18 protein-coding genes and 1 pseudogene are annotated in these 20,999 nt (G+C 69.4%); 10 read left to right on the top strand and 9 right to left on the bottom strand.

Annotation, left to right across the window (positions count from 1 at the left end):
* The first annotated feature begins 2 nt into the window (after positions 1-2).
* The 4 genes from JYK17_RS13080 to JYK17_RS13065 all read left to right on the top strand — a co-directional run bounded on the left by JYK17_RS13080 (position 3) and on the right by JYK17_RS13065 (position 8,209).
* Entirely contained in the window at positions 3-1,214 is a 1,212-nt protein-coding gene (locus JYK17_RS13080) for a sensor histidine kinase (protein WP_108014176.1), read from the top strand.
* Entirely contained in the window at positions 1,211-1,876 is a 666-nt protein-coding gene (locus JYK17_RS13075; RefSeq protein ID WP_128800917.1) for a response regulator, read from the top strand. The genes JYK17_RS13080 and JYK17_RS13075 overlap by 4 nt, the downstream gene beginning before the upstream one ends.
* Before the next feature lie 134 nt (positions 1,877-2,010).
* On the top strand, positions 2,011-4,416 hold the full coding sequence (locus JYK17_RS13070; RefSeq protein WP_128800916.1) for a glycoside hydrolase family 95 protein: 2,406 nt from the start codon (positions 2,011-2,013) through the stop codon (positions 4,414-4,416).
* A 439-nt stretch (positions 4,417-4,855) separates the two neighbouring features.
* The gene (locus JYK17_RS13065) at positions 4,856-8,209 is read left to right on the top strand and encodes a lectin (RefSeq protein WP_234548356.1); all 3,354 of its coding nucleotides are present in this window, start codon (positions 4,856-4,858) and stop codon (positions 8,207-8,209) included.
* Between the two features lie 87 nt (positions 8,210-8,296).
* Here JYK17_RS13065 and JYK17_RS13060 read toward each other — a convergent pair whose 3' ends face one another.
* On the bottom strand, positions 8,297-9,022 hold the full coding sequence (locus tag JYK17_RS13060; protein ID WP_108014172.1) for a TetR/AcrR family transcriptional regulator: 726 nt from the start codon (positions 9,020-9,022) through the stop codon (positions 8,297-8,299).
* Between the two features lie 89 nt (positions 9,023-9,111).
* Between JYK17_RS13060 and JYK17_RS13055 the strand changes: the two genes are divergently transcribed.
* Positions 9,112-9,972, top strand: a complete 861-nt coding sequence (locus JYK17_RS13055) for an SDR family oxidoreductase (protein WP_108014171.1) — start codon at positions 9,112-9,114, stop codon at positions 9,970-9,972.
* Positions 9,973-10,054: 82 nt separating this feature from the next.
* Here the strand turns inward: JYK17_RS13055 and JYK17_RS13050 are convergent, their stop codons facing one another.
* Positions 10,055-10,414: an excisionase gene (locus JYK17_RS13050; RefSeq protein ID WP_108014170.1), complete on the bottom strand. Its 360-nt coding sequence runs from the start codon at positions 10,412-10,414 to the stop codon at positions 10,055-10,057.
* 68 nt (positions 10,415-10,482) lie between these two features.
* Between JYK17_RS13050 and JYK17_RS41410 the strand changes: the two are divergent.
* Both JYK17_RS41410 and JYK17_RS41175 read left to right on the top strand, forming a co-directional pair.
* Positions 10,483-10,861: pseudogene (locus JYK17_RS41410) on the top strand (Clp protease N-terminal domain-containing protein); the annotation flags it as partial.
* Positions 10,852-11,454, top strand: a complete 603-nt coding sequence (locus tag JYK17_RS41175; RefSeq protein WP_372465110.1) for a Clp protease N-terminal domain-containing protein — start codon at positions 10,852-10,854, stop codon at positions 11,452-11,454. The pseudogene JYK17_RS41410 and the gene JYK17_RS41175, both read left to right, overlap by 10 nt.
* A 76-nt stretch (positions 11,455-11,530) precedes the next feature.
* On the opposite strand, the gene JYK17_RS13040 is transcribed toward JYK17_RS41175, so the two are convergent.
* The gene (locus tag JYK17_RS13040; RefSeq protein ID WP_234548357.1) at positions 11,531-12,790 is read right to left on the bottom strand and encodes a phospholipase D-like domain-containing protein; all 1,260 of its coding nucleotides are present in this window, start codon (positions 12,788-12,790) and stop codon (positions 11,531-11,533) included.
* Positions 12,791-13,097: 307 nt separating this feature from the next.
* Between JYK17_RS13040 and JYK17_RS13035 the strand changes: the two genes are divergently transcribed.
* Positions 13,098-14,225 carry a hypothetical protein gene (locus JYK17_RS13035; protein WP_222810415.1) on the top strand — a complete coding sequence of 376 codons (1,128 nt, stop codon included), beginning with the start codon at positions 13,098-13,100 and terminating at the stop codon, positions 14,223-14,225.
* 21 nt (positions 14,226-14,246) lie between these two features.
* Here the strand turns inward: JYK17_RS13035 and JYK17_RS13030 are convergent, their stop codons facing one another.
* The 5 genes from JYK17_RS13030 to JYK17_RS13010 all read right to left on the bottom strand — a co-directional run bounded on the left by JYK17_RS13030 (position 14,247) and on the right by JYK17_RS13010 (position 19,008).
* The gene (locus tag JYK17_RS13030; RefSeq protein ID WP_222810414.1) at positions 14,247-14,954 is read right to left on the bottom strand and encodes a response regulator; all 708 of its coding nucleotides are present in this window, start codon (positions 14,952-14,954) and stop codon (positions 14,247-14,249) included.
* A 35-nt stretch (positions 14,955-14,989) separates the two neighbouring features.
* Positions 14,990-16,204 (bottom strand): sensor histidine kinase, encoded by a 1,215-nt coding sequence (locus JYK17_RS13025; RefSeq protein WP_234548358.1) that lies wholly within the window; start codon positions 16,202-16,204, stop codon positions 14,990-14,992.
* Between the two features lie 85 nt (positions 16,205-16,289).
* Positions 16,290-16,760: a hypothetical protein gene (locus tag JYK17_RS13020; RefSeq protein WP_108014167.1), complete on the bottom strand. Its 471-nt coding sequence runs from the start codon at positions 16,758-16,760 to the stop codon at positions 16,290-16,292.
* Positions 16,761-16,874: 114 nt separating this feature from the next.
* The gene (locus tag JYK17_RS13015; RefSeq protein WP_222810413.1) at positions 16,875-17,789 is read right to left on the bottom strand and encodes a hypothetical protein; all 915 of its coding nucleotides are present in this window, start codon (positions 17,787-17,789) and stop codon (positions 16,875-16,877) included.
* Positions 17,790-17,925: 136 nt separating this feature from the next.
* On the bottom strand, positions 17,926-19,008 hold the full coding sequence (locus JYK17_RS13010; protein WP_222810412.1) for an NADP-dependent oxidoreductase: 1,083 nt from the start codon (positions 19,006-19,008) through the stop codon (positions 17,926-17,928).
* A gap of 100 nt (positions 19,009-19,108) precedes the next feature.
* Here JYK17_RS13010 and JYK17_RS13005 point away from each other — a divergent pair, with 100 nt between their 5' ends.
* Positions 19,109-20,005: a LysR family transcriptional regulator gene (locus JYK17_RS13005; protein ID WP_222810411.1), complete on the top strand. Its 897-nt coding sequence runs from the start codon at positions 19,109-19,111 to the stop codon at positions 20,003-20,005.
* A 172-nt stretch (positions 20,006-20,177) separates the two neighbouring features.
* Entirely contained in the window at positions 20,178-20,762 is a 585-nt protein-coding gene (locus JYK17_RS13000; protein WP_128800909.1) for a dihydrofolate reductase family protein, read from the top strand.
* A 23-nt stretch (positions 20,763-20,785) separates the two neighbouring features.
* Here the strand turns inward: JYK17_RS13000 and JYK17_RS12995 are convergent.
* Positions 20,786-20,999: ATP-binding protein (locus JYK17_RS12995; protein ID WP_222810410.1), on the bottom strand; the 214-nt coding region annotated here is incomplete at its 5' end.

The raw sequence follows: 20,999 nt of genomic DNA, 5'->3' as shown, positions 1-20,999 counted from the left end.
CCATGGGCTATCGTCGCGACGTGTCCGCATCCGAGAGTGTCGCCGCCCGCGGGCCGGCCCCGGACAAGGGGTCCGGCCCGCGGGCCGCGCTCCGCCAGGACCCGCGCACGCATGCGGCCATCACCCTGGCGGTGATCGCCATCGGCTTCGTGACCGTCCGTCCCCTGGGCGTGGAGGGCCGTGGCCTGGCCGTGGTCGCTCTGCTGGTGGTCAACTCCGTCGCCCTGATGGCCCGGCACCTGTCCGACTCCAGGCTCCCGCCCCGCGCAGACCTGATCTGGCTGACCGCCGGCATCCTGGCCGCCGCCGCCCTCATCGGCGTCAGCCGCAGCGGCTCCAGCTACATCTTCGCGTACTTCCTGACCGGTCACGTGGGCTACCGCCTGCCTCTCAAGCAGTCCCTCTCGCTCGCGGCCCTGTGCAGCCTGTTGTGCGGAGCCGTCGTGTGGTTCCGCCTCGGTCCCGGCCATGAACAGGTGACCTGGGTGCTCGGCCTGACCACCGGCGTCCCGGTCGTGGCGGGCATCCTCAGCCGCAGCAGACAGCGGGCGGTGGCGGCGATGATCGAATCCGCCGAGTCCGCCGAGCGGGCCGCCCGCGCGGAGGCGCAGGCCGCCGTGCTCACCGAGCGGAGCCGTATCGCCCGGGACGTCCACGACGTGCTGGCGCACTCGCTGGCCGGGATCAACATGCAGCTGGAACTGGCCGACGCCCTGATCGACACCGGAGACCTGGAGAAGGTCCGCGAGGCGAACAACAAGGCGCACGGCATGGTCAGAGAGAGCCTGAAGCAGGCCCAATGGACCGTGCACGCCCTGCGCGAGGACGCGCTGCCGCTGCTGGAGAGCCTGACGGCGATGATCGAGTCCTCCGGTCACCGCGACGCCCTCACCGTCACGGGCACCAGCCGTGACCTGCCCGCTCAGGTCACCCAGAACCTGCTGCGGATCTCGCAGGAGGCGCTGACCAACGCGGCCCGGCACGCCCCGGGCGCCGACGTCCGCGTGGAGCTGACGTACGAGCACGAGTCGACGACCCTGAGAGTCCGCAACGGCCCCGCGACCCGCGAGGTGACCGCCGGCGTCGGCAGCGGAATGGGACTGATAGGAATGCGCGAACGGGCCGCCCTCCTGGGCGGAACCATCACCGCGGGACCGGTCACCGAGGGACCGGAGGCCGGCGGCTGGCAGGTGGAGGCAGTGATCCCGGGATGAGCGAACCGACCGAGAAACCGCAGCGGTTGAAGGTGATCGTCGCCGACGACCAGGCCGCCGTCCGTGAGCCGCTGGCCGCGGTGCTCGCCCTGTCCGAGGACATCGAGGTCGTCGCCGCGGCGGCGGACGGCACCGAGGTGCTCGCCGCCGTGGCCGGCGCGTCGGTGGACGTCGTCCTGATGGACCTGCGCATGCCCGAGATGGACGGTATCGAGGCGACGCGCCGGCTGAGCGAGGAGCATCCGGAGACCGCCGTGGTCGTGCTCACCACCTTCGCCGACGACGACTCGATCCTGGCCGCCCTGAGTGCGGGCGCCCGCGGCTATCTGACGAAGAACGCCGGTCGCCAGGACATCGTCCGCGCGATCCGGGCCGCCGCCGCGGGACAGTCCGTCCTCGACCGTGAGGTCCAGGACCGCCTCCTGGCCACCGTGCGCACCCGGCCGTCGTCCCCCGGACAGTCGCTGCCCGCAGACCTGACCCCCCGCGAGCGCGAGGTGCTCACCCTCATCGGCCAGGGGCTGCCGAACCGCGCCATCGCCCAGCAGCTGTTCATCAGCGAGGCCACGGTCAAGACCCACATCAACAACCTCTTCGCGAAGGCCGACATCCGCGACCGCGCCGACGCCGTCCGCCGCGCCTTGGCAGCGGGTCTGGCCTGACGCCGATTGTCTCCACATTCATCGGAGGTATCAAGGTCGCTCGGACCCTTGAAAACATTAATTAGTAGTTTTAGTGTGCTCCCGCCTCGCGTCGCTCAGTAGGCAGCAGCTTTCAAGGCCGGAGGATCGCACACATGACCAGACGTCCGTCTGCCCGCACCTCGTCAGCAAGTCGTCGGACCTTTCTAGCGGCGGGCGCCGGCTCCCTGGCCGCGCTGGGTGGCCTCCCGGCCTTCACCGCCGCCGCGGCCGAACCCGAACGCCCCCTCTCCTCGCCCCTGGTCACCGACAAGAAGGCCCTACGGCTCTGGTACGACAAGCCGGCCGACCAGTCCGCGATGATCCAGCAGGCGCTCCCCGTGGGCAACGGACGGCTCGGCGCGCTGGTCGCCGGCGATCCCGGGCACGAGGCGCTCTACGTCACCGACAGCACCCTGTGGACCGGCGGACTCAACGACGTACTCGACGCCGACGGTCAATTCCCGTACGAGCGGGTCGAGTTCGGCTCCCTGACGCAACTCGCGCACCTGCGCCTCGACTTGTCCGGCCACGACCTCGCGTCGGTGTCGCAGTACCGCAGAACCCTCGACCTGAGCAACGGCCTTGTCAGCACGGCCTATACGCACCAGGGAGCCACCTGCCGACGCGAGGTCTTCGCCAGCCACCCCGATGACGTCATCGTCGTCCGTCTCTCCCGGTCCGGCGGCGGCTCCTACACCGGCACCCTCACTTTGGAAGGCACTCACGGCGAGTCGGTGACCACATCCAAGGGGGATGCCGTCGTGTCGTTCGCCGCCTCGCTCTCCAACAGCCTTCGCTACGGCGCCGCCGTGACCGCCGTGAGCAGCACCGGTCGCGTGACGGTGACCGACGAGGGCCTGGCCTTCGACGACTGCGCAGAACTCACCATCGTGTTCAGCGGGGGCACCAACTACGCTCCCAACGCCTCCCGCGGCTACCGCGACTCCGCTCTCGACCCCCGTGAACTCGCCCGGCAGAAGGTCCTCGCCGCCACGCGACACGCATACGACACGCTGCGCGACACCCATGTGCGCGACCACCGTTCCCTGTTCGACACGATGTCGGTGTCGCTGGGGGAGTCGAGCGGTCGTCAGCGGAACCTGGACACCTGGAGCCGTCTGCAGGCGCGCGCACAGGAGGGCGCGGAGCCGGATCCCGAACTGGACGTCCTCTACCTGCAGTTCGGCCGCTATCTCATGATCAGCGGGTCACGGGACAGTGTGCCGATGGGCCTCCAGGGCCCCTGGCTGGACGGCAACGACCCGGACTGGATGGGGGATTACCACACCGACATCAACATCCAGATGAACTACTGGATGCCCGACCGCACCGGCCTGTCCCGCTGCTTCGATCCGCTGACCGACTACTGCCTGGCCCAGCTTCCCTCCTGGACCGACACCACCCGCAGACTCTTCAACGACCCCCGCAACCGGTTCCGCAACACCAGCGGTAAGGTCGCCGGCTGGGCGGTCGCCTTCTCGACCAACATCCACGGCGGCTCCGGCTGGTGGTGGCACCCCGCGGCCAACGCATGGCTCGGCAACACCCTCTTCGAGCACTACGAGTACACCCAGGACCGGCGCATGCTGGCCCGCATCTACCCCCTGCTCAAGGGCGCCTGCGAGTTCTGGGAGGCCCGGCTGCTGTCGATCACGGTCACCGACCCCGAAACCGGCGAGCAACGCGAAGTGCTCGTCGACGACCGGGACTGGTCGCCCGAACACGGGCCCCAGGACGCCAGGGGCAACACGTACTCACAGGAACTGGTCCACGCCCTGTTCGGCAACTTCATCACGGCCGCGGAGATCCTCGGTCAGGACGCCGGCTACCGCGAGACCGTCGCCGGGCTCCGCGAGCGCCTCTACCTCCCGCGGATCAGCCCCACCACCGGCTGGCTGGAGGAGTGGATGTCGCCGGACAACCTCGGCGAGACCACCCACCGCCATCTCTCCCCGCTCATCGGCCTGTTCCCCGGTGACCGCATCCGCCCCGACGCGTCCACGCCCGATCTGCTGGACGCCGTCCGCAGCCTGCTCACCGCGCGCGGCATGAACAGCTACGGCTGGGCCAACGCCTGGCGGGCGCTGTGCTGGGCACGGCTGAAGGACGGGGAGAAGGCGTACCAGCTCGTCACCACCAACCTGCGCCCTTCGACGAGCAACTCCAACGGCACCGCGCCCAACCTCTTCGACATCTACCAAGTCGACGCGAACCGAAGCATCTTCCAGATCGACGCCAACTTCGGGACGCCCGCCGCCATCGCGGAGATGCTGCTCCACTCCCGCCCCGGTGACATCGAGCTGCTTCCCGCCCTGCCCGCCGCATGGGCCAAGAAGGGAACCGTGCGGGGCCTGCCGGCCCGGGGCGGCTTCACAGTCGACTTCTCCTGGCGCGAGGGACGGGTCACCCGCGCGACGGTGCACAGCGTCGGAGGGCACGAGACGCGGTTCACCGCCTCCGGTGTCGCCCGGCACCTCCGTGTGAGGCCCGGTTCATCGGTCACTTTGCAGAACCTTTGAGCCCCGGCGGGTGACTGTGCGTAGGCCCAACTGCCCGATCAGGCAGGGCAGATGAGCCTGCCCGCGCAGTCAGGTCGCCGAAGTCGGGCAGGTGGAGGCCGCATATGCGGCCGACACCGGCTCGTGGTCACCCGGTCGGCCGATGTGAGGGGAGCTCCTGCGGTCGCTCACAGTGAACTTCCACATCAGAAAGTTCCGTTGGCCTCGTTGACACACAACAGTCGCGCGCGTTCACTCGTCTCTCGTGCATGGCAACGTTGTCAGGCCGGTTGAGAGACCGATGTCGTTGCCTGTCGCCGGCGTGCGCCTGTTCCGGCACGCCGGCACCTCATGTGCGAAGTGGGAAACGCTGCGGAGGCAATCGATGCTCAGATCCGGACGTTCAGCCGCGCCACGTAACCGCAAGAGATTCCGTCAACGCCTGGCCGTGGTGTCCGTCATGGGCATCGCCGTGCTCCCGCTCCCCGCGATCGGGGGCGCCCAGGCCGCGAGCACCAAGGCGCCGGCTTACGTCAAGGACCCCGCGTCCCTGGTCAACCCACTCATCGGCACGTCCGGTGCGGTGGACACCTTCCCCGGCCCCGACATGCCGGCCGGCATGATGCAGTGGGGTCCCGACACCACGCCTGACCGTCCCTCGGGCGGCGGTTACGAGTACAACGACAAGAAGCTCTCGGGCTTCAGCCTCACCCATGTCTCGGGCCCCGGCTGCGGTGTCGCCGGCGATCTGCCCATCCTGCCGGTCACCGGCGCGCTGTCCGGCAGCCTCGGTGACCAGTCCGTCGGGTTCAGCCACGACGACGAGAAGGCCGGCATCGGCTCCTACGAGGTGACCGACGCGAACGGCGTCGCGACCCGGCTGACCGACACCACGCGCGCCGGTCTCGGCTCCTTCACCTTCCCCGCGGGCCAGCAGGCGAACCTGCTGTTCAAGCTCAGCGGCGGCGCCACCCAGGTGGACGGGACCCGGGTCCAGGTGGTGAACAAGAAGGAGATCACCGGCTCGGTCGACAGCGGTCACTTCTGCGGCGCGGGCAACAGGTACACGCTGCACTTCGACATCAAGTTCGACCAGCCGTTCACCGCGAGCGGGACCTGGGTCGGCAGCACCATCAACCCGAGCGCGACCTCGCTGAAGGCGGGCAAGGCCGAGCAGAAGCTGCAGTCGCAGTCGTCGAAGCCGCTGAAGGAAAAGCACTTCACCGTGCCCGCGCGGCCGTCCCCGACCATCCACGGCAGCACCGGCGGCAAGAAGTCCTCCGCCTCGACCCCCGCGCCGAGCGCCAGCGCCGCACCCCGTACGTCCGCGGCCAAGTCCAAGTCGAGCAGCGCGGCCGAGCCCCCCACCACGGGCGCGAACGGGATGTACCTGACCTTCGACACCTCGTCCAACCCGACGGTGCGCGCGAAGGTCGGCATTTCGTACACCAGTGACGCGGGCGCGGCGGGCAACCTCAACCGCGAGATCAAGAACTGGAACCTCGACTCCGTCGCCAAGGCCAACCACGACGCCTGGAACGAGGTCCTGAACAAGGTCCAGGTCGGCGGCGGTTCCGAGGACCAGCAGGTGCAGTTCTACACCGCGCTCTACCACGCGCTGCTGCACCCGAACGTCTTCTCGGACGCCGACGGCCAGTACATGGGCATGGACAACCAGATCCACAAGCTCGCCAAGGGCCAGCACGCCCAGTACGCCAACTACTCGGGCTGGGACACCTATCGGTCCCAGACCCAGCTGATGGCGATGGTCGAGCCCAAGGTCACCAGCGACGTCGTCACCTCGATGCTCAACGGCTACGACCAGACGGGCCTGCTGCCCAAGTGGGCCTCGAACAACGGCGAGAGCTATGTGATGGTCGGCGACCCGGCCGCCGGCATCATCGCCGACGCGTACGCCTTCGGAGCCAAGGGCTTCGACACCGGCAAGGCGCTGGCCGCCCTGCAGCACGAGGCGACGGTTCCCAACAACGACCGCCCCGGCGAGTCGGTGCGGGACGCCAAGGGCTACCTCCCGCTGGACGAGAACGACTACGGCTGCTGCAACTTCTACGGCCCGGTCTCCACGCAACTGGAGTACGACTCCGCGGACTACGCCATCGCGGCCTTCGCGAAGTCGCTGGGCAAGACGTCCGTCTACACCAAGTTCGCCACCCGCGCACAGGACTGGATGAACGTCTTCAACCCGCAGACCGGCTACATGCAGGGCAAGAACAAGGACGGCCAGTTCGTGGGCGGGTTCACCCCCGGCACCGGTAACGGCTTCGTGGAGGGTACGTCGGCCCAGTACACCCCGATGGTCCCGTTCAACCTGAAGCAGCTCATCCAGGCGCGGGGCGGCACCAAGGAGTACTCCTCCTACCTGGACAGCCTGCTGGACAACATCGCCCACCCCGGCGGCACCGACGCCGACCTGAGCAATGAGCCCAGCGTCGAGATCCCGTGGGAGTACGCCTACACGGGCGAGCCGTACAAGACGCAGGCAGCCGTCCGCGACGCCCAGCAGAAGCTGTACTTCAACGCCCCGGTCGGTTCCTTCGGCAACGACGACCTCGGCGCGATGAGCTCCTGGTACGTCTGGTCGTCGCTCGGCATGTACCCCGAGACCCCAGGCGCGGACACGCTGGTGCTCGGCAGCCCGGCGTTCCCGGTGGCCCAGGTGACGCTCGGAAACGGCAAGGCCGTGCAGATCAACGCACCGCAGGCCGCGCCCGACGCGCCGTACGTCCAGTCGCTCGACGTCAAGGGCAAGGAGTGGAACAGCTCCTGGCTGACGTACCAGCAGTTCACCGGGGCACGCACGCTCGACTTCACGCTCGGCACCCAGCCGAACAAGTCGTGGGCGTCCGACCCGTCCGCGGTGCCGCCGTCGGACACCACGGGCGGCGACAAGGTGCTGGCCGCCACCGGTCCCTCCAGCAACGGTCTCGTGCTCGAACCGGGCGCGTCCGGTGACGGCACGCTGAAGCTGACCAACCTCGGCAGCAAGGCCGTCACGGTCGACTGGAAGGCGACGGCGCCCTCCGGCGTCACGTTGGACACGGCGTCGGGTTCGCTGTCCGTGGCCCCTTCGGGCAGTGCGGAGGCCAAGGTCCATGTGACCGCGGGCTCCGACGAAGGGACGTTCCCGGTCACCTTCGCGCTGACCGACCACACCAGCGGCGCGCAGGTGGGCACCGCGGCACTCCGCGTGGCCGTGGCCAAACCGGGTGCGCTGTGGCCGTACGACACCAACGAGGGCATCTATGCCGACGGCACCGCCTTCTCGTCCGGGTTCGACGGCGGCGGCTGGGCGTACTCGCAGAACGCCCTGGAGGCTGCGGGCGTCACCAGCGGCTCCACCGTCACGGCCGACGGCATCTCCTACACCTGGCCGACCGTGAAGTCCGGTCAGCTGGACAACCTGGAGATCGCCGGCCAGACGATCCCCATGCCGGCCGGCACATCGGGTACGTCTCTGGGCCTGCTGGGCGCGGCGGCCAACGCGCCGACCGACGGCAGCGGGGTCTCGGGCACGCTCACCGTCACCTACACCGACGGCACCACGTCAAAGGCGACGGTGGGCTTCTCGGACTGGACGCTGGGCGCCGGAGGAAGCAAGCCGCTGCCGAGCGACACGACGGCCGTGACGACGTCGTACCGCAACACGGCGAGCGGCAGCCGGGACAACGTGAAGACCTACGTCTTCTCCACGAAGGTCCCCCTCGACGCCTCCAAGCAGGTCGCGTCGATCACCCTCCCGGTGACGGGCTCCTCCGGCACCGGCCACCTGTTCGCCTACGCCTTCGGCCACTGAGGGGCTGAGGCACTGAGCCACTGAGGCAGAGCAGGCGCTGAACGCGGCGGGCCGGCTCCGGGCACGATCCCCGGAGCCGGCCCGCCGTCAGTCGTGTGTGCCGCCGTCCGCCGCGAGCCGGGTGAGCCATTCGCGCAGCAGGTGCTGCTCGGCGTCGCTGAGGACCCCGCCGTCGTCGGGGAGCGCGGCGCGCAGTGCGCGGGCGGCCGCGGCCGGGCCGGACTCCGCGGCGGACACCATCGGTTCGGCGCGGGTGACGGCCGCGATCATGGACTCGCGCAGGACGGTCAGCAGCGCCGGGTTGCGGCGCTGTTCGGGCGTTGAGTGCCAGGTGACGACCGCGCCCTGGCCGGTGGCCTGGATGATCTGGGCGGCCAGCTCCTCGTCGACCCGCAGCCACCCCGCGGCCGCCAGCCTGCGCACGCGACCGTGCAAAATCTCCAGGCCCGCGCGGTGCGCCACCTCCGTCTCCCGGCCGGTGGCCCTGTTCATCACCGCGAACAGCTCGGGGCGCGAGACGCCGAACTCCACCACCATGTCCCAGCCGCGCCGCAACTCCTCGACCGGGTCCTCGGGCGCGGGGTCGAGCCGTGCGCGCTTGCTCTTGAGGAACTGCTCGTAGCCGTGCTCGGCGACCGCCTCCAGCAGCCCCTCCTTGTCGCCGAAGTGACGGTAGATCGCCGGCGGCTGCATCCCCGCCGCGGCGGCGACCGCGCGCGTGCTCACCGCGTCCGGGCCGCCCTTCTCCAGCAGCTCGACGGCCGCCTCGACGATGCGACGGCGGGGGCTGTCGGTGGTGTCACGCGTAGGCATATATCGATGATATCGAAAACTTGCTTCCATCGTTAGTTCCAGTGTTATCGTCGAGTTGATTCCACTGGAACCATCGTTGGGAGAACCCCGTGATCATCGTGACCGGAGCCACCGGAAAGCTCGGCCGCCGCACCGTGGAGCGCCTTCTCGACCGCGTCCCCGCCGACCGCGTCGGCGTCAGCGTCCGCGACCCCCGCAAGGCCCAGGACCTCGCCGAACGCGGCGTACGAGTCCGGCAGGGCAACTTCGACGACCCCACCTCGCTCGCGCACGCCTTCGAGGGCGCCGAACAGCTGCTCCTCGTCTCCGTGGACCGCACGGGCGAGGAGTGCGTCACCGGCCACCGCGTCGCCGTCGACGCCGCCGTGCAGGCCGGCGTGGGCCGCATCCTCTACACCAGCCAGATGGGCGCCGCCCACGACTCCCGCTTCCAGGCATGCCGCGACCACGCGGAGACCGAGGACATGCTGCGCGCCACCGGCCTGCCCTGGACGGCGCTGCGCAACGGCTATTACGCCGCCAGCGCCCTGCAGTTTTTGGAGCCCGCCCGGCACACCGGGGAGATCGCCCTCCCGGCCGACGGCCCCGTTGCCTGGACCGGCCACGACGACCTCGCCGAGGCCACCGCGGCGATCCTCACCGGCGAGGGCCGCTTCGAGGGGCCCACGCCGCCGCTCACCGGTTCCGAGGCGCTCGACTTCGACGCCGTGGCCGAGATCGCGGCCCACGCGACCGGCCGGCCCTTCACCCGCACCGTCGTCCCCGACGACGCCTTCCGCGAGCAGGCCGTGGCGCACGGCGCCCCCGCCCCCCTCGCCGACCTGCTGCTGAGCATCTTCGTGGCGGCGCGAAACGGCGAGTTCACCGCCGTGGACCCGACGCTGGCCGACCTGATCGGCCGAAAGCCCGTCGGCTTCGACTCGCTGCTGGAGCAGGCGTGGGCCGAGTAGATCCGGTGGGACGCGAACTCGCTTGATGGGGCGGGGCGTTCAACGGAAGTCCGGGAGTCAGGCTCACGGCGTGCGGTGCCGGTCACTTCCGCTCCAACGCCGCCAGCCGCAGCTCCAGTTGGTCGACCCGGTGTCGCAGCAAGGTGACCTGGGCCTCCAGGCTGACCTCTCGCTCCGCCCTGCGCTGGATGCGCGGTGATGCTGCGGCGCGTTCGATCACCGCGTTCAGGCGGACCAGGCGTTGCGGCCCGTTCGGTCCGTCGACCAGGCGGGACTGGATCTCGCCGTTGCGGTACCAGGAGCGCAGGGCCGAGCGGGAAACACCGGTCTCGGCCTCCGCCTTGGCCAGGGTGACCCAGGGTGTCTCCTCCAACTGCTCGAACAATTCCAGCTCGTTCTGCCAGCGCGCGAGCCGGTCCTCCCAATTCGACGGTGCCGCCATCACACCCTCCTTTCAGCACGGTGACCCTATCAAAAGCAGTGTATTGACAGGGTTGAGAGCATGGAAGCATGACTTTCGAACGGTTCACAGCCCACGCCCGCAAGGCGGTTGTCACGGCCCAGGAGCAGGCCAGGCAGCTCAAACACAGTCACATCGACACGGAGCACGTCCTGTTGGGACTGCTCGACGTACCAGACGGCACGGCGGCGAAAGTGCTGCACCGCCTCGGGTACGACAAGGAGACGGCGCGGGCCGACATCGCCGCAGTCGTCGAGCCCGGATCGCGCGAGTCGACCGGCCACATCCCGTTCGCGCCGCGCGCGAAGAAGACACTGGAACTCGCCCTGCGCGAGGCGCAGCAGCTGCAGCACCACCACGTCGGTACGGAACACATCCTGCTCGCCCTGGTCAGGGAAGAAGAGGGCGTAGGCGCGCAGGTGCTTGCTGAGCGGATCAACCCGGTCAGCAAGATCCGCGTCGCGGTGCTGGCGGCGGTGGCGGGAACACAGGACGCCGCGGCCGGACCGTGGCCCGCCGGGACACCGGCCACCGAGGACACCGTCGCCACCGCCGGCGCGCTGGCGGGCGGCGCACCGGTCGGCAGCCATCACCTGCTGGAGGCGATGCTGCGGGCGGAGAACAGCATGGCGGCCAAGGTGCTGCGCGAACTCGGGGTCGACCCCGACGCCGTCGCCGCAAAGATCGACGAACTGGACCCGGAGACAACCACGGACGCGAACCCCGAGGAGGCCGCCGCCCGCAGGATGGAGATCCGGGTGGTCGACGACGAGGTGCACCTGATCCTGCGGGACCCGGAAACCGTCACCGTCGCCAAGAACGTCACCGAGTTGTCCAACGGCCCGATCCAGGGCGTCGGCCCGGTCGCCGGGCTGTTCGTGCCGCTCTGGCGGTCGACCAACCAGCTACTGCTTCAGATCCAGGGCATGTTGGAGCCCGAACCCGAGGAGGATGACGCGTCCGCAGCGGGCCGGGTGGCAAAGGCCGTACGCACGGTCCTCGCACCGCGGCTCCGCCGCTGACCACTGCGACCGGCACCGGCGCTGATACCGGCACCGGCACCGATCACAGTGCTCATCTGCCGTGGTCGATCACGGTCTATCCACCGCAGGCGGCGCGGATCTTGTAGAACGTGCTCAGGTATTTCGCGTGGTACGACGCGTCCGCGATCCGCACCACCGCCTCGTCGGCCGAACGCAGCGACGACCCGGTCATGTTGGCGCTGCCGGTGTAGACCCGGGGTGTGATGTCGCCGTCGTAGGCGCCGTCGATCAGCATCTCCTTGTTGTGCGGACGCACGTCGATGCCGGGGCCGTTGGGAATGCTGCACCTACGGTGCTGGATTCCGGCGGCGTCCAGCCGGCTGGTGATCGCCGCGTCGGTCTCGGCGTAGAGGATGTCGATCCAGCAACCCCGGCCGCGCAGTTGGGCCAGTTTGTCGGCGACCTGGCGGCGGGAGCCGAAGAAGCTGTGCGTCACGATGCGGACGTCGGTCTGGTGCTTCTTGCCGTCGGCGCCGGTGTAGGAGCAGCTGAGCTGGTTCAGTACGCCCACCATGGTGTCGGTGGCCGGGTTGTAGTACGACGAGTCACCGCGCGGGAAGAAGAAGGCGCGGTAGGTCGATCCGGTGGGGGTGGAGAAGTAGGCGTGATTGTTGCCGCCGGCCCGCGAGCGCCCTTTGCGGAGCATCTCGTGGTAGGTGACGTAGCCGTTGTACACCGCGCTGTCGGCGAAGGTGACCGAGTCGTTGAAGGACTCGACCTTGTACCAGTCGCCGAGGTTGGAGGAGGTCTGGAAGACGACCTTCGAGTAGCTGGTGCCGTCGTCGAAGGGGCCGATCTTCGAGAAGAGGAAGAACTTGTTGTGGGCGTAGGCAGGTTTGGGAGGGGCGACGCTCAGGCAACCGCGGCTGACGTCGTCCACTCCGTCCGCGTCCTCGAACTTGTCGTCGCACACGACGACCCAGGAGCGGGCCGAGTCATCGGTTCCCAGCCCGGACTTGAGGGCCTGATAGGCAGGGTTGGGGTATTCGTCCCCGTTGCCGTTCACATAGGTCGAGTCGTCGACGACGAGCTTGACCGCCACGCCGCGTGAGTTGGCGGCGAGCAGGGCGTTCGCCACGGCCAGGTCGTCGAACTCGTACATCGAACCGCGGATCTGTTCACCGGCCGGCGTCGCGTTGATCAGCCGGATGAGCTGCGTGAAGATCGCCTCCTGCTGTGCGGCCGTGCCCAGCGGGTCGTTGAACACCGGTCCGTTGACCACCGGTTTGACGGGTGCAGCGGCTGCCGGTGTCGCCTGGCCGATGAGGAGCGTGAGTACGAGCGACAGTACGGACGCCAACGCGAAGGACGGCACGGCACAGCGGTACCGGAAAAAGCGGGGCCTCACGGGCTTACGGGTCATCGTCAGCGCTTTCGTGTGTGGGGCGAGGGCGAAGGCGAGCAGCGGCAGGGGTCGGGGATGTGAGATCACTGTGCCCATCAGGGCCGAAATGTCATCCGGAGTTGGTCGTATCGGGTTACTGCTTGCGCCTTATGGGTTACGCCGGGCGCGGCAAGCCGTCGAAGCACTCTGGCCGCGGAGCGGGTTCTGCTTCCGGGCGACCGGCGGCATGTGACGTACGCTCTGGACCCCAATCGACGAAGAGAAAGCGCTTAGTTCTGTGGCCGACAGATCGCCCGAAGACCCCATATCCGACGAAGTGTGGGAGAAGTTCGTCCGGGACAGTGAGAGCGACATACGCGCCTCCGCACCGAAGGAGCCGTCCGCGCGTGCTCGTATGGTGGCCGGACGGCTGCGGGAGCAAGAGGCGCGGGGGGAGTCGCCCGAGGGCTGGCGCACGGGGCCTGCCTTGGGGGAGAGGGGCGGGCGGGGAACCCGTCGGCGGGTGTGGGGGGTTCTCGGCCTGGTCGCCGCGATCGCCGTGGCGGTGGTGGCGGTGCGGCCCTCGGTAATTCCGGGTGATCCCTTCGGCACGGCGGGAGGGTCCGGCACCGCCGCTTCCCCGCTGCCCGCCGAGACGGCGGCGCCGACCGCCCCGCCCTCCTCGACGGATCCCGAACACCCCACGCTGGACAGGCCGTTCGCCGGATCGCCCGCCCTTGCCTGGGCCGACGGCGCGGCGGGCATCGTACCGCCGAAGGCGAAGCCCGTCGGGTCGCTGTCGAAGGCGCAGGTGGCGCAGGCGCTGGAGCAGACGAAGAAGCTGCTCGTGGACGCCAACCTCGATCCGGCCACCCTGCGCGGCGAGCGTCCCGAGACCGCCCTCGGCGTGATCGAACCCCGTCAGACCAGCCTCCTCGCCCGGTTGAACGCGGCGTTGAAGGAGCCGGACCAGAAGCACGACCCGCTGTTGCTGTTCAGCCGCTTCGACCCCCATGAGCTGCGCCTGGCCGGTGATGTGGTCAAGACGCGCGGGCGTATGACGTTCAAGGCGGGCGACCAGGCGTCCGTCGTCGTGCACGCCGACTACACCTTCGTCTATCCGCTGGTACGACCCGACGACAGCGCGCACGACGTGGCCCGCACCATCGTGCGGCGCGTCCTCGACGTCGAGATGTCCGACCCGGCCAAGTACCAGGTAACGCCGGGCAGGATCGCCGTCCGGCGCTACGACCAGCAGATCGGCAACTCGGCCTGCGAGGTCTACGACGGCTATCTCCACCCGAACTTCCCGAGCTCCGAGCCCACGGGCGCGCCTCCCAGCGGGCCGACGACGGACCCGTACGACCGGAGCAAGGGCATCGGCGAGGACCGCTCCACGGAGTGCGGGGTCGTGTCCCGCACCTGAGCCCGCGCCGTACCGGGCGGCTCAGCCCGCCGAGCCGCCCGGTGTCACGAGACCGGACTCGTAGGCGACGATCACCGCCTGGGCCCGGCTGTCGAGGTCGAGCTTGGTCATCGTGCGGTTCAGGTGAGTCTTGACTGTGGCCTGGCTGATGTAGAGCTGCTCGGCGATCTCGGTGTTGGACATGCCGCGTGCCGTGAGCAGCAGTACCTCGCGCTCGCGCGCGGTGAGCGTCTCCAGGAGCGCGGGGGAGTCCGGGACCGGCTCGGAGCGTTGCACGTATGCCTCGATGAGCCTGCGCGTGACACTCGGCGCGAAGAGCATGTCACCGCGCGCCACGGCGTCGATCGCCCCCAACAGCCGTGCGGGCCCGGTGTCCTTGAGGAGGAAGCCGGACGCCCCGGCGCGCAGGGCCGAGTACACATACTCGTCGAGGTCGAAGGTGGTGAGTATCAGCACGCGCGGCAACTGGGCCATTGTGCCCGGCAGTTCGGGCTCAGGCCGGGCGGCGGCGGCCTGGGCGAGGATGCGTTCGGTCGCGGTGGTGCCGTCCATGCCCGGCATGCGGATGTCCATCAGGATCACATCGGGCCGGAGAACGGCCGCACTGCTCACGGCCTGCTCGCCGTCGGACGCTTCCCCGACGACCTCCACGCCGGGCGCCGCCTGCAGCAGCGCGACGAGGCCCGCACGGATCAGGTCCTGGTCGTCGACCACGAGCACCCGGATCATCGCCGCAACCAGTCTCCTCAACTCGCGGCGTACGTCTAGGCGGGAAGAACCAGGCGCACCCTGAAACCCCCTTCGGCACGCCGGCCGACATCCAGTGTTCCGCCGTAGAGCCTCGCGCGTTCCCGCATTCCGATCAAGCCGTGTCCGGACGACGGCGGGACGTTGTCCGGAAGCGAGCGGTGTGGCCGACCGTCGTCGGTGACGGTGATCGTCAGCTCCCGGGGGCCGTAGGAGACGATCACCTCCGCCTTTGCGGGGCGCGCGTGTTTGAGGACGTTGGTCAGGGCTTCCTGCACCACGCGGTAGGCGCACAGCTCGATGCCGGGCGTCAACGGACGGGGCGTGCCGCGGGTCTGCAGGTCGACGGGAACACCCGCGGCAGTGACGCGCTCGGCCATCTCGCCGAGTCGGGAGACCCCGGGCATCGGTGTGTACGGCGTGGACCCAGGGGCGTCGCCGTCCGAGCGGTGCGGACTGGCGTCCGGGCCGCCGGTGTCGGGGTCGCTGCGCAGCAGTGTCAGCATGCGACGCAGTTCGCCCAGGACCTCGTGGCTGGTTTCGTTGATCGTGCGGATGGCCGAGCGCGCGGTCTCCGGCGCGCTGTCGAACACGTAACTCGCCATCCCGCCCTGCACGTTGATGACCGACATGTGGTGGGCGACCACGTCGTGCAGTTCGCGGGCGATACGACGCTGCTCCTCGGCGACCGCTCGGCGCATCCGGTCCTGCTGCTCGCGGCGCAGCTGCTCCGCGAGTTCGGCGAGCCGGTCGGCGCGGCGGGCCGAGACCCGTGCGGCGACGCCGAACCGGCAGCCGACGGCCGGGAAGACGACCGCCTGGGCGAAGACGGCGGGCGAGGGCTGGCCCGCGAGCCAGCCGGCGTACACCCACACGACACCCATCACCACCGCGCAGCCGACCGCCGGACGCAACGGCCGCAGCGAGGCGACGGTGTACAGCGCGAGAAAGGGGCCCATCGAGTTCACCACGGGCCAGTAGTCGAGCGTGATGAACAGGACCCAGGCCGAACTGCTGACCGCGAAGACCACGAGCGGGAACCGCCTGCGCGCCGCGAGCGGCGCGTTGACCAGGCAGGTGACCGCGATGCCCAGGGCGTCCTGAGGCTGCCAGTCCGCTCCCCGTTCGGGTTCATGGCCGAGGAGTACGGCCACCACCGTGAAGGCCACCGCGATGCTGACATCCAGGAACCACCGCTGACGCCGTCCGATCAACTGTCCGGTCCTTTCCACGGCCGCAGGGTACGGGCACGGCGACACCCCGGTCGTCGGCTTCGACGACCGGGGTTTTCGCCACGGCCTTGACGGCCGGTGGGGATCAGGTCAGGAAGTGCCCGTAGCAGGCCGAGTTCCACACCCAACGGTGGGAGCTGATGCCGTTGTTGACCCCGGCCCCGCTGGTGAAGTAGTTGTCGCTCAGGTTGCTCGCGTAGTACTCGGAGCGCGCCAGACAGCTGTAACCGCCGCCCCAGTCCGTGCCGGTGCCGTTGTAGACCGCCACGGCCATGCCCGAGGTGCCCTTGTTCAGCACCGAGCTCGCCTTGTTGGTGTCGCCTCCCTGGAAGGATCCTTGACCGTTGCCCCAGTTGGAGTCCGAGCCCGCGGCCTTGCCGAGGAAACCGACGCAGTTGTAGCCGTCGTAGGCGTAGAAGTAGCCGGGCGTCGCGCCGTCCCACGCCCCCTTGCAGGTGGCGACCGACTGGGCGCCGGCGTGCGCGGCGGTCGCAGGCACCGCCGTGCCGAGAGTCGCGAGGGCGAGCGCCGCGAACGCGGCATGGATTTTGCGCATGGAGAATCGCTCCCTGTGTGGGTGTGGGTGAACCGGATTTGGTGCATCCGGTATTGGTGAAACCGGTGTTGGTGAAACCGGGGGCCTTGAATCCAGTGGCCCTGAAGGCAGTGGTCAGTCGGCTGCGCCGAGTGCCCTGGCGCGGGCCAGCGCGGTGAGGTTCATGCGCTGGAAGGTGGCGATGTCGTCGCGGTAGGGGCGCAGCTTCACGCGGCGCAGTTCGCGTTCGACGGTGCGTGCGGTGGCGGCCAGAGGAGTGCTGTCGGCGCAGGTCGCCTCGGCGACGGCGAGGGCGGTCTCGGTGTCCTGAGCGGCCTTCGGGCTTGCGCCTTTGGTGAGCGCCGGCAGCTTCCTGCGGATCTCCTGCGGATCGGCGTAGGGGTGGCCCGCCTTGCCCATGCATGCGGACCACGCCTTGAGCGCGCGCTTGAAGCGGGCGTCGGCGAGTATGTCCGGCGCGTAGAGAGCGGTGAGGCTCTGTGCCGTCTTCTTGACCCGGAACCAGGTCGGGAAGTCGCCGTAGAGGTCGGTCATCGCCTTGGCCCGGCAGCCACCGCGAGCGGTCCACACCGTGCCGCCGGTCGGCAGCCGGACCTTCACGACGCCGCCGGACAACTTCCCGTCGAGGGCGTTGCTGTAGCGGACGAGGTCCCGCTTGGGCAGCGACCGGGCATACGCGATGTTGCGGTCTCCGAGGCGCTCTCGTTCCGCCCGCTCCTGCAGCTTCCGGCCATAGCCGTGCGCCCTGGCCCACGCCACGTCGGTCAGGACGTACCCCTGGCCCTGCCGGTCCGCGACACTCGCGATCGGGCCGATCCAGTAGCGGAAGCCCTGCTTGTTCATGCACCTCTTGACGAGGAGATCCTCACCGCGTTCGACGGTGACCTGTTCCGCGTACGTCAGATCGCGCAGCTTCCCGACGTCCGCCGGTCGGCCGTACGTGGCCGGCCGACCGGCGGATGCGGCGCACCCCGACAGCGCGGCCGTGGTCACGGCCACGGCCACGGTCGCGCTGAAGGTGACGAGCATGGATCCCCCACGGCCATGCTCTCTCCCGGTCATGAAGGTGTCCCCGTGCCGCCCCATGTGCCGTCCCCCCGGTCGTCACCTCGCGGAGTGCCCCGCGTTCGACAACGACGCTAAGGGAGCCGCCCAGGCTCGATCGTCAGTCCGCCGGTTGACGATGTCGGTAAACCTTGGTGGTACTTCGGCGCTGCGGCGCAACCGTGGTTGGAGAGTCGGTTTCGGTGGTGTCCCGCACGATGATCTTTCCGGTGTTGAGGCCGCGCAGCATTCCCAGGAACGCGTCCACGATGCCCTCGAACCCGTCGACGATCGTCTCGTCCAGAGCGAGCCGCCCGCTCTGCAGATGCGGTACAGCGAAGTCGTACAACTCCTCTTGCACGTCACGGTAGTTCCTGACCAGGAAGCCCTCCATGCGCAGGCTCTTCTCCACAAGGTCGGCGTAGTCGAAGCGTGGTGGCGGTGCGTCGGGGGTGTTGTACTGGCTGATCGTGCCGACCCGGACGATGCGCCCGAACTCGCGCAACGCGCCCACCGCCGCGGCCAGTTGCTCGCCGCCGACGTTGTCGACGAACACGTCGATGCCGTCGGGCGCGGCCGTGCGGAGAAGATCGCCGACGGGTCCGTCGTGGTAGTCGAAGGCGGCGTCGTAGCCGACCTGCCGGGTGAGATGGTCGGCCTTGGCGGCCGAGCCGGCGCTGCCCACCAGCCGTCCGGCACCGAGCAGTCGAGCGAACCGCCCGGTCGCCGTACCGACCCCGCCCGCGGCGGCCGACACGAACATGTCGTCGCCTTCCCGGAGTTGGGCGATGCGGGTCAGGCCCACGTAGGCGGTCAGGCCGGTGCCGCCGAGGACGCTCAGGTACGCGGTCAGGGGTACCCCCTCGAAGCGAGGCAGCCGGCGGATCTCCTCGGGGGTGACCACCGAGTGGGTGCGCCAGCCCTGCCGGTGGAAGACGATCTCACCCTCGGCCAGCCCGGGGGTGCGCGAAGCGACCACCTGCCCGATGGTGCGTCCCTCCAGCGGTGCGTCGAGCGCGAAGCCGCCCGGCACGTCGTCCATCATCTCGCGGTGATAGGGATCGACCGACCAGTAGAGGTTCCTCACCAGCGCGCCGCCGACCGCCGGGGTGGGAAGCGACGACTCCACGAAGGCGAAGTCCTCGGCGGTGGGAAAACCTTGAGGGCGAGCGGTCTGGTGCACGGTGAGCGCGGTCTCGTTCATGATCGGACCGTAGGGCGGGAATGCGCCTGACGGGCAGCCCGTTAAGTTCATGCGTCGTTCCCTTGCATGAGCAGTTCTCATACGTCGAGGTAGGCGCCCTGTGACCCGCACGTCCGACTCCGATCTCGCCCCGCACGAACTGCGCGTGCTGGTGGCCGTCGCCGACAGCGGCGGCTTCTCGGCCGCAGCCGGGACGCTCGGGCTGACCCAGTCCGCGGTGTCCCACTCGGTTCGTGGCAGCGAGCGCAAGATCGGTGCGGTCCTCTTCGAACGCGGCCGGACCGGGACGCGCCCCACTCCGGCCGGGGACAAGGCCGTGACACATGCCCGCCGCGTGCTGCGCCTGCTGGACATCCTGACCGCCGAGGCACGCGCGGCCGGACGGTCCGACGCGGTGGAGGGGCCGCTGCGCATCGCGGCCTTCCGCAGCGCGGCACTCCATCTGCTGCCCTGCGTGCTCGAACGGCTGCGCGCCCGGCATCCCGGGATCGCGCCGCGGGTGCGGATCGTCCGCGAGACGGGCCGCGGCACGGCAGGCGAAGTGGCCGACGGGAAGGCCGACATAGCCATCGCCACGCTCGGCGGCTCGGTGCCGCTGCCACCGGGTCTCGTCGCTCACGGACTCTTCGAGGAGCCGTACGCCCTCGTCCACCCGGTGGGTCACGCCGCTCCGCGTTCGCTGCCGCTGGTCGACTGGGCCGAGAACTGCGGCTCGTACACCCACGACTGGTGGCGGGCACAGGACTGGATCCCGCAGGCGACCGTCGAGGCCGAGGACGACGGAGCGGTCCTCTCGCTGGTGAGCGGAGGCCACGGAATGGCGATCATGCCCGCACTCTCCCTGACCGGAGCACCTGACTCGGTCGAGGTCACCGACCTCGGTCCTCAGCGCCCGACCCGTCAGGTCGGCTATGTCACCACCACCGAACTGGCCGAATCCGCAGTCGTACGCGCCCTGGTGAGGGAACTGCGGGGCACGAGAGCCCAAGATTTCTGAGTGCTTCCTGCAATTGGTCCTCGGGTTCCGGTCCGGTGACGGGTGTCGGTCGAACCGGGGCGCGGGCGGCACTGAGAGTCTTTCTACGACCCCCCGGAAACCCCGCGAGCCCCGCGATGAGTTCCGCGGCGTTGGACGGTCGTAGTTTCGAACCCCATACCGAGGAGGACCCGTGACGCGCAAGGTGACCTATTCGATGAGCGCCTCACTTGACGGTTACATCGTCGGGCCCGACGGTCGCTTCGACTGGAGTGCGCCGGACCAGGACGTCTTCCGGTTCTGGATCGAGGAGATCCGGGAGGTCGACGTTCATCTGATGGGACGGCGGCTGTACGAGACAATGCTGTACTGGGAGACCGCGGACCAGGATGCGACCCTCGACGACGACTCGCGCGAATGGACGGCACTCTGGAAGCCGCTGCCCAAGGTGGTGTTCTCCACCACGCTGTCGGAGGTGCAGGGCAACGCCCGTCTCGTCTCCGGCGGCTCTGACGGCTCCGGCAGTCTGGCCGGGGAGATTGAGCGGCTGCGGGCCGAGCCGGGGGAGGGGGACATCGCGATCGGCGGGGCGACCCTTGCGGCCGAGGCGGACAAGCTGGGTCTGATCGACGAGTACCGGGTCGTGGTCTACCCCGTGCTGGTCGGCGGAGGCATTCCCTACTTCGCGCGGAACGAGCGCCGGCTGGATCTCGAACTCATCGAGACCCGCACCTTCAACTCCAAGTTCGTCTACCTCCGCTACCAGGTACGGCGCTAGCCAAAGATTGCCCGTCGGCCGGTCTACCGTTCGGAATTGTGGATCAGGGTGTCGGTGTGCAGCGGGAGCAGCACGCGGAAGGTGGCGCCCCGGCCGGGGGCCGTGTGCACTTCCACCCGGCCGTGGTGGGCCGAGACCAGGGAGTGGACGATGGACAGGCCCAGGCCTGCCCCGCCGGTCTCGGTTCGGCCGCGGGCGGTGTCCGCGCGGTAGAAGCGGTCGAAGACGCGGGCGGCC

Source organism: Streptomyces plumbidurans, assembly GCF_019857225.1.
Classification (GTDB): Bacteria; Actinomycetota; Actinomycetes; order Streptomycetales; family Streptomycetaceae; genus Streptomyces; species Streptomyces plumbidurans.
Note: the sequence above shows the minus strand (reverse complement) of the source record. Positions and strands in the feature narration are given on the sequence as shown.

Bases quoted from the DNA above. Each gene is read 5' to 3' on its own strand.
- JYK17_RS13080 (WP_108014176.1), top strand. From the start codon at position 3: ATGGGCTATCGTCGCGACGTGTCCGCATCCGAGAGTGTCGCCGCCCGC.
- JYK17_RS13075 (WP_128800917.1), top strand. From the start codon at position 1,211: ATGAGCGAACCGACCGAGAAACCGCAGCGGTTGAAGGTGATCGTCGCC.
- JYK17_RS13070 (WP_128800916.1), top strand. From the start codon at position 2,011: ATGACCAGACGTCCGTCTGCCCGCACCTCGTCAGCAAGTCGTCGGACC.
- JYK17_RS13065 (WP_234548356.1), top strand. From the start codon at position 4,856: ATGGGCATCGCCGTGCTCCCGCTCCCCGCGATCGGGGGCGCCCAGGCC.
- JYK17_RS13060 (WP_108014172.1), bottom strand. From the start codon at position 9,022: ATGCCTACGCGTGACACCACCGACAGCCCCCGCCGTCGCATCGTCGAG.
- JYK17_RS13050 (WP_108014170.1), bottom strand. From the start codon at position 10,414: ATGGCGGCACCGTCGAATTGGGAGGACCGGCTCGCGCGCTGGCAGAAC.
- JYK17_RS13030 (WP_222810414.1), bottom strand. From the start codon at position 14,954: ATGATCCGGGTGCTCGTGGTCGACGACCAGGACCTGATCCGTGCGGGC.
- JYK17_RS13020 (WP_108014167.1), bottom strand. From the start codon at position 16,760: ATGCGCAAAATCCATGCCGCGTTCGCGGCGCTCGCCCTCGCGACTCTC.
- JYK17_RS13015 (WP_222810413.1), bottom strand. From the start codon at position 17,789: ATGCTCGTCACCTTCAGCGCGACCGTGGCCGTGGCCGTGACCACGGCC.
- JYK17_RS13010 (WP_222810412.1), bottom strand. From the start codon at position 19,008: ATGAACGAGACCGCGCTCACCGTGCACCAGACCGCTCGCCCTCAAGGT.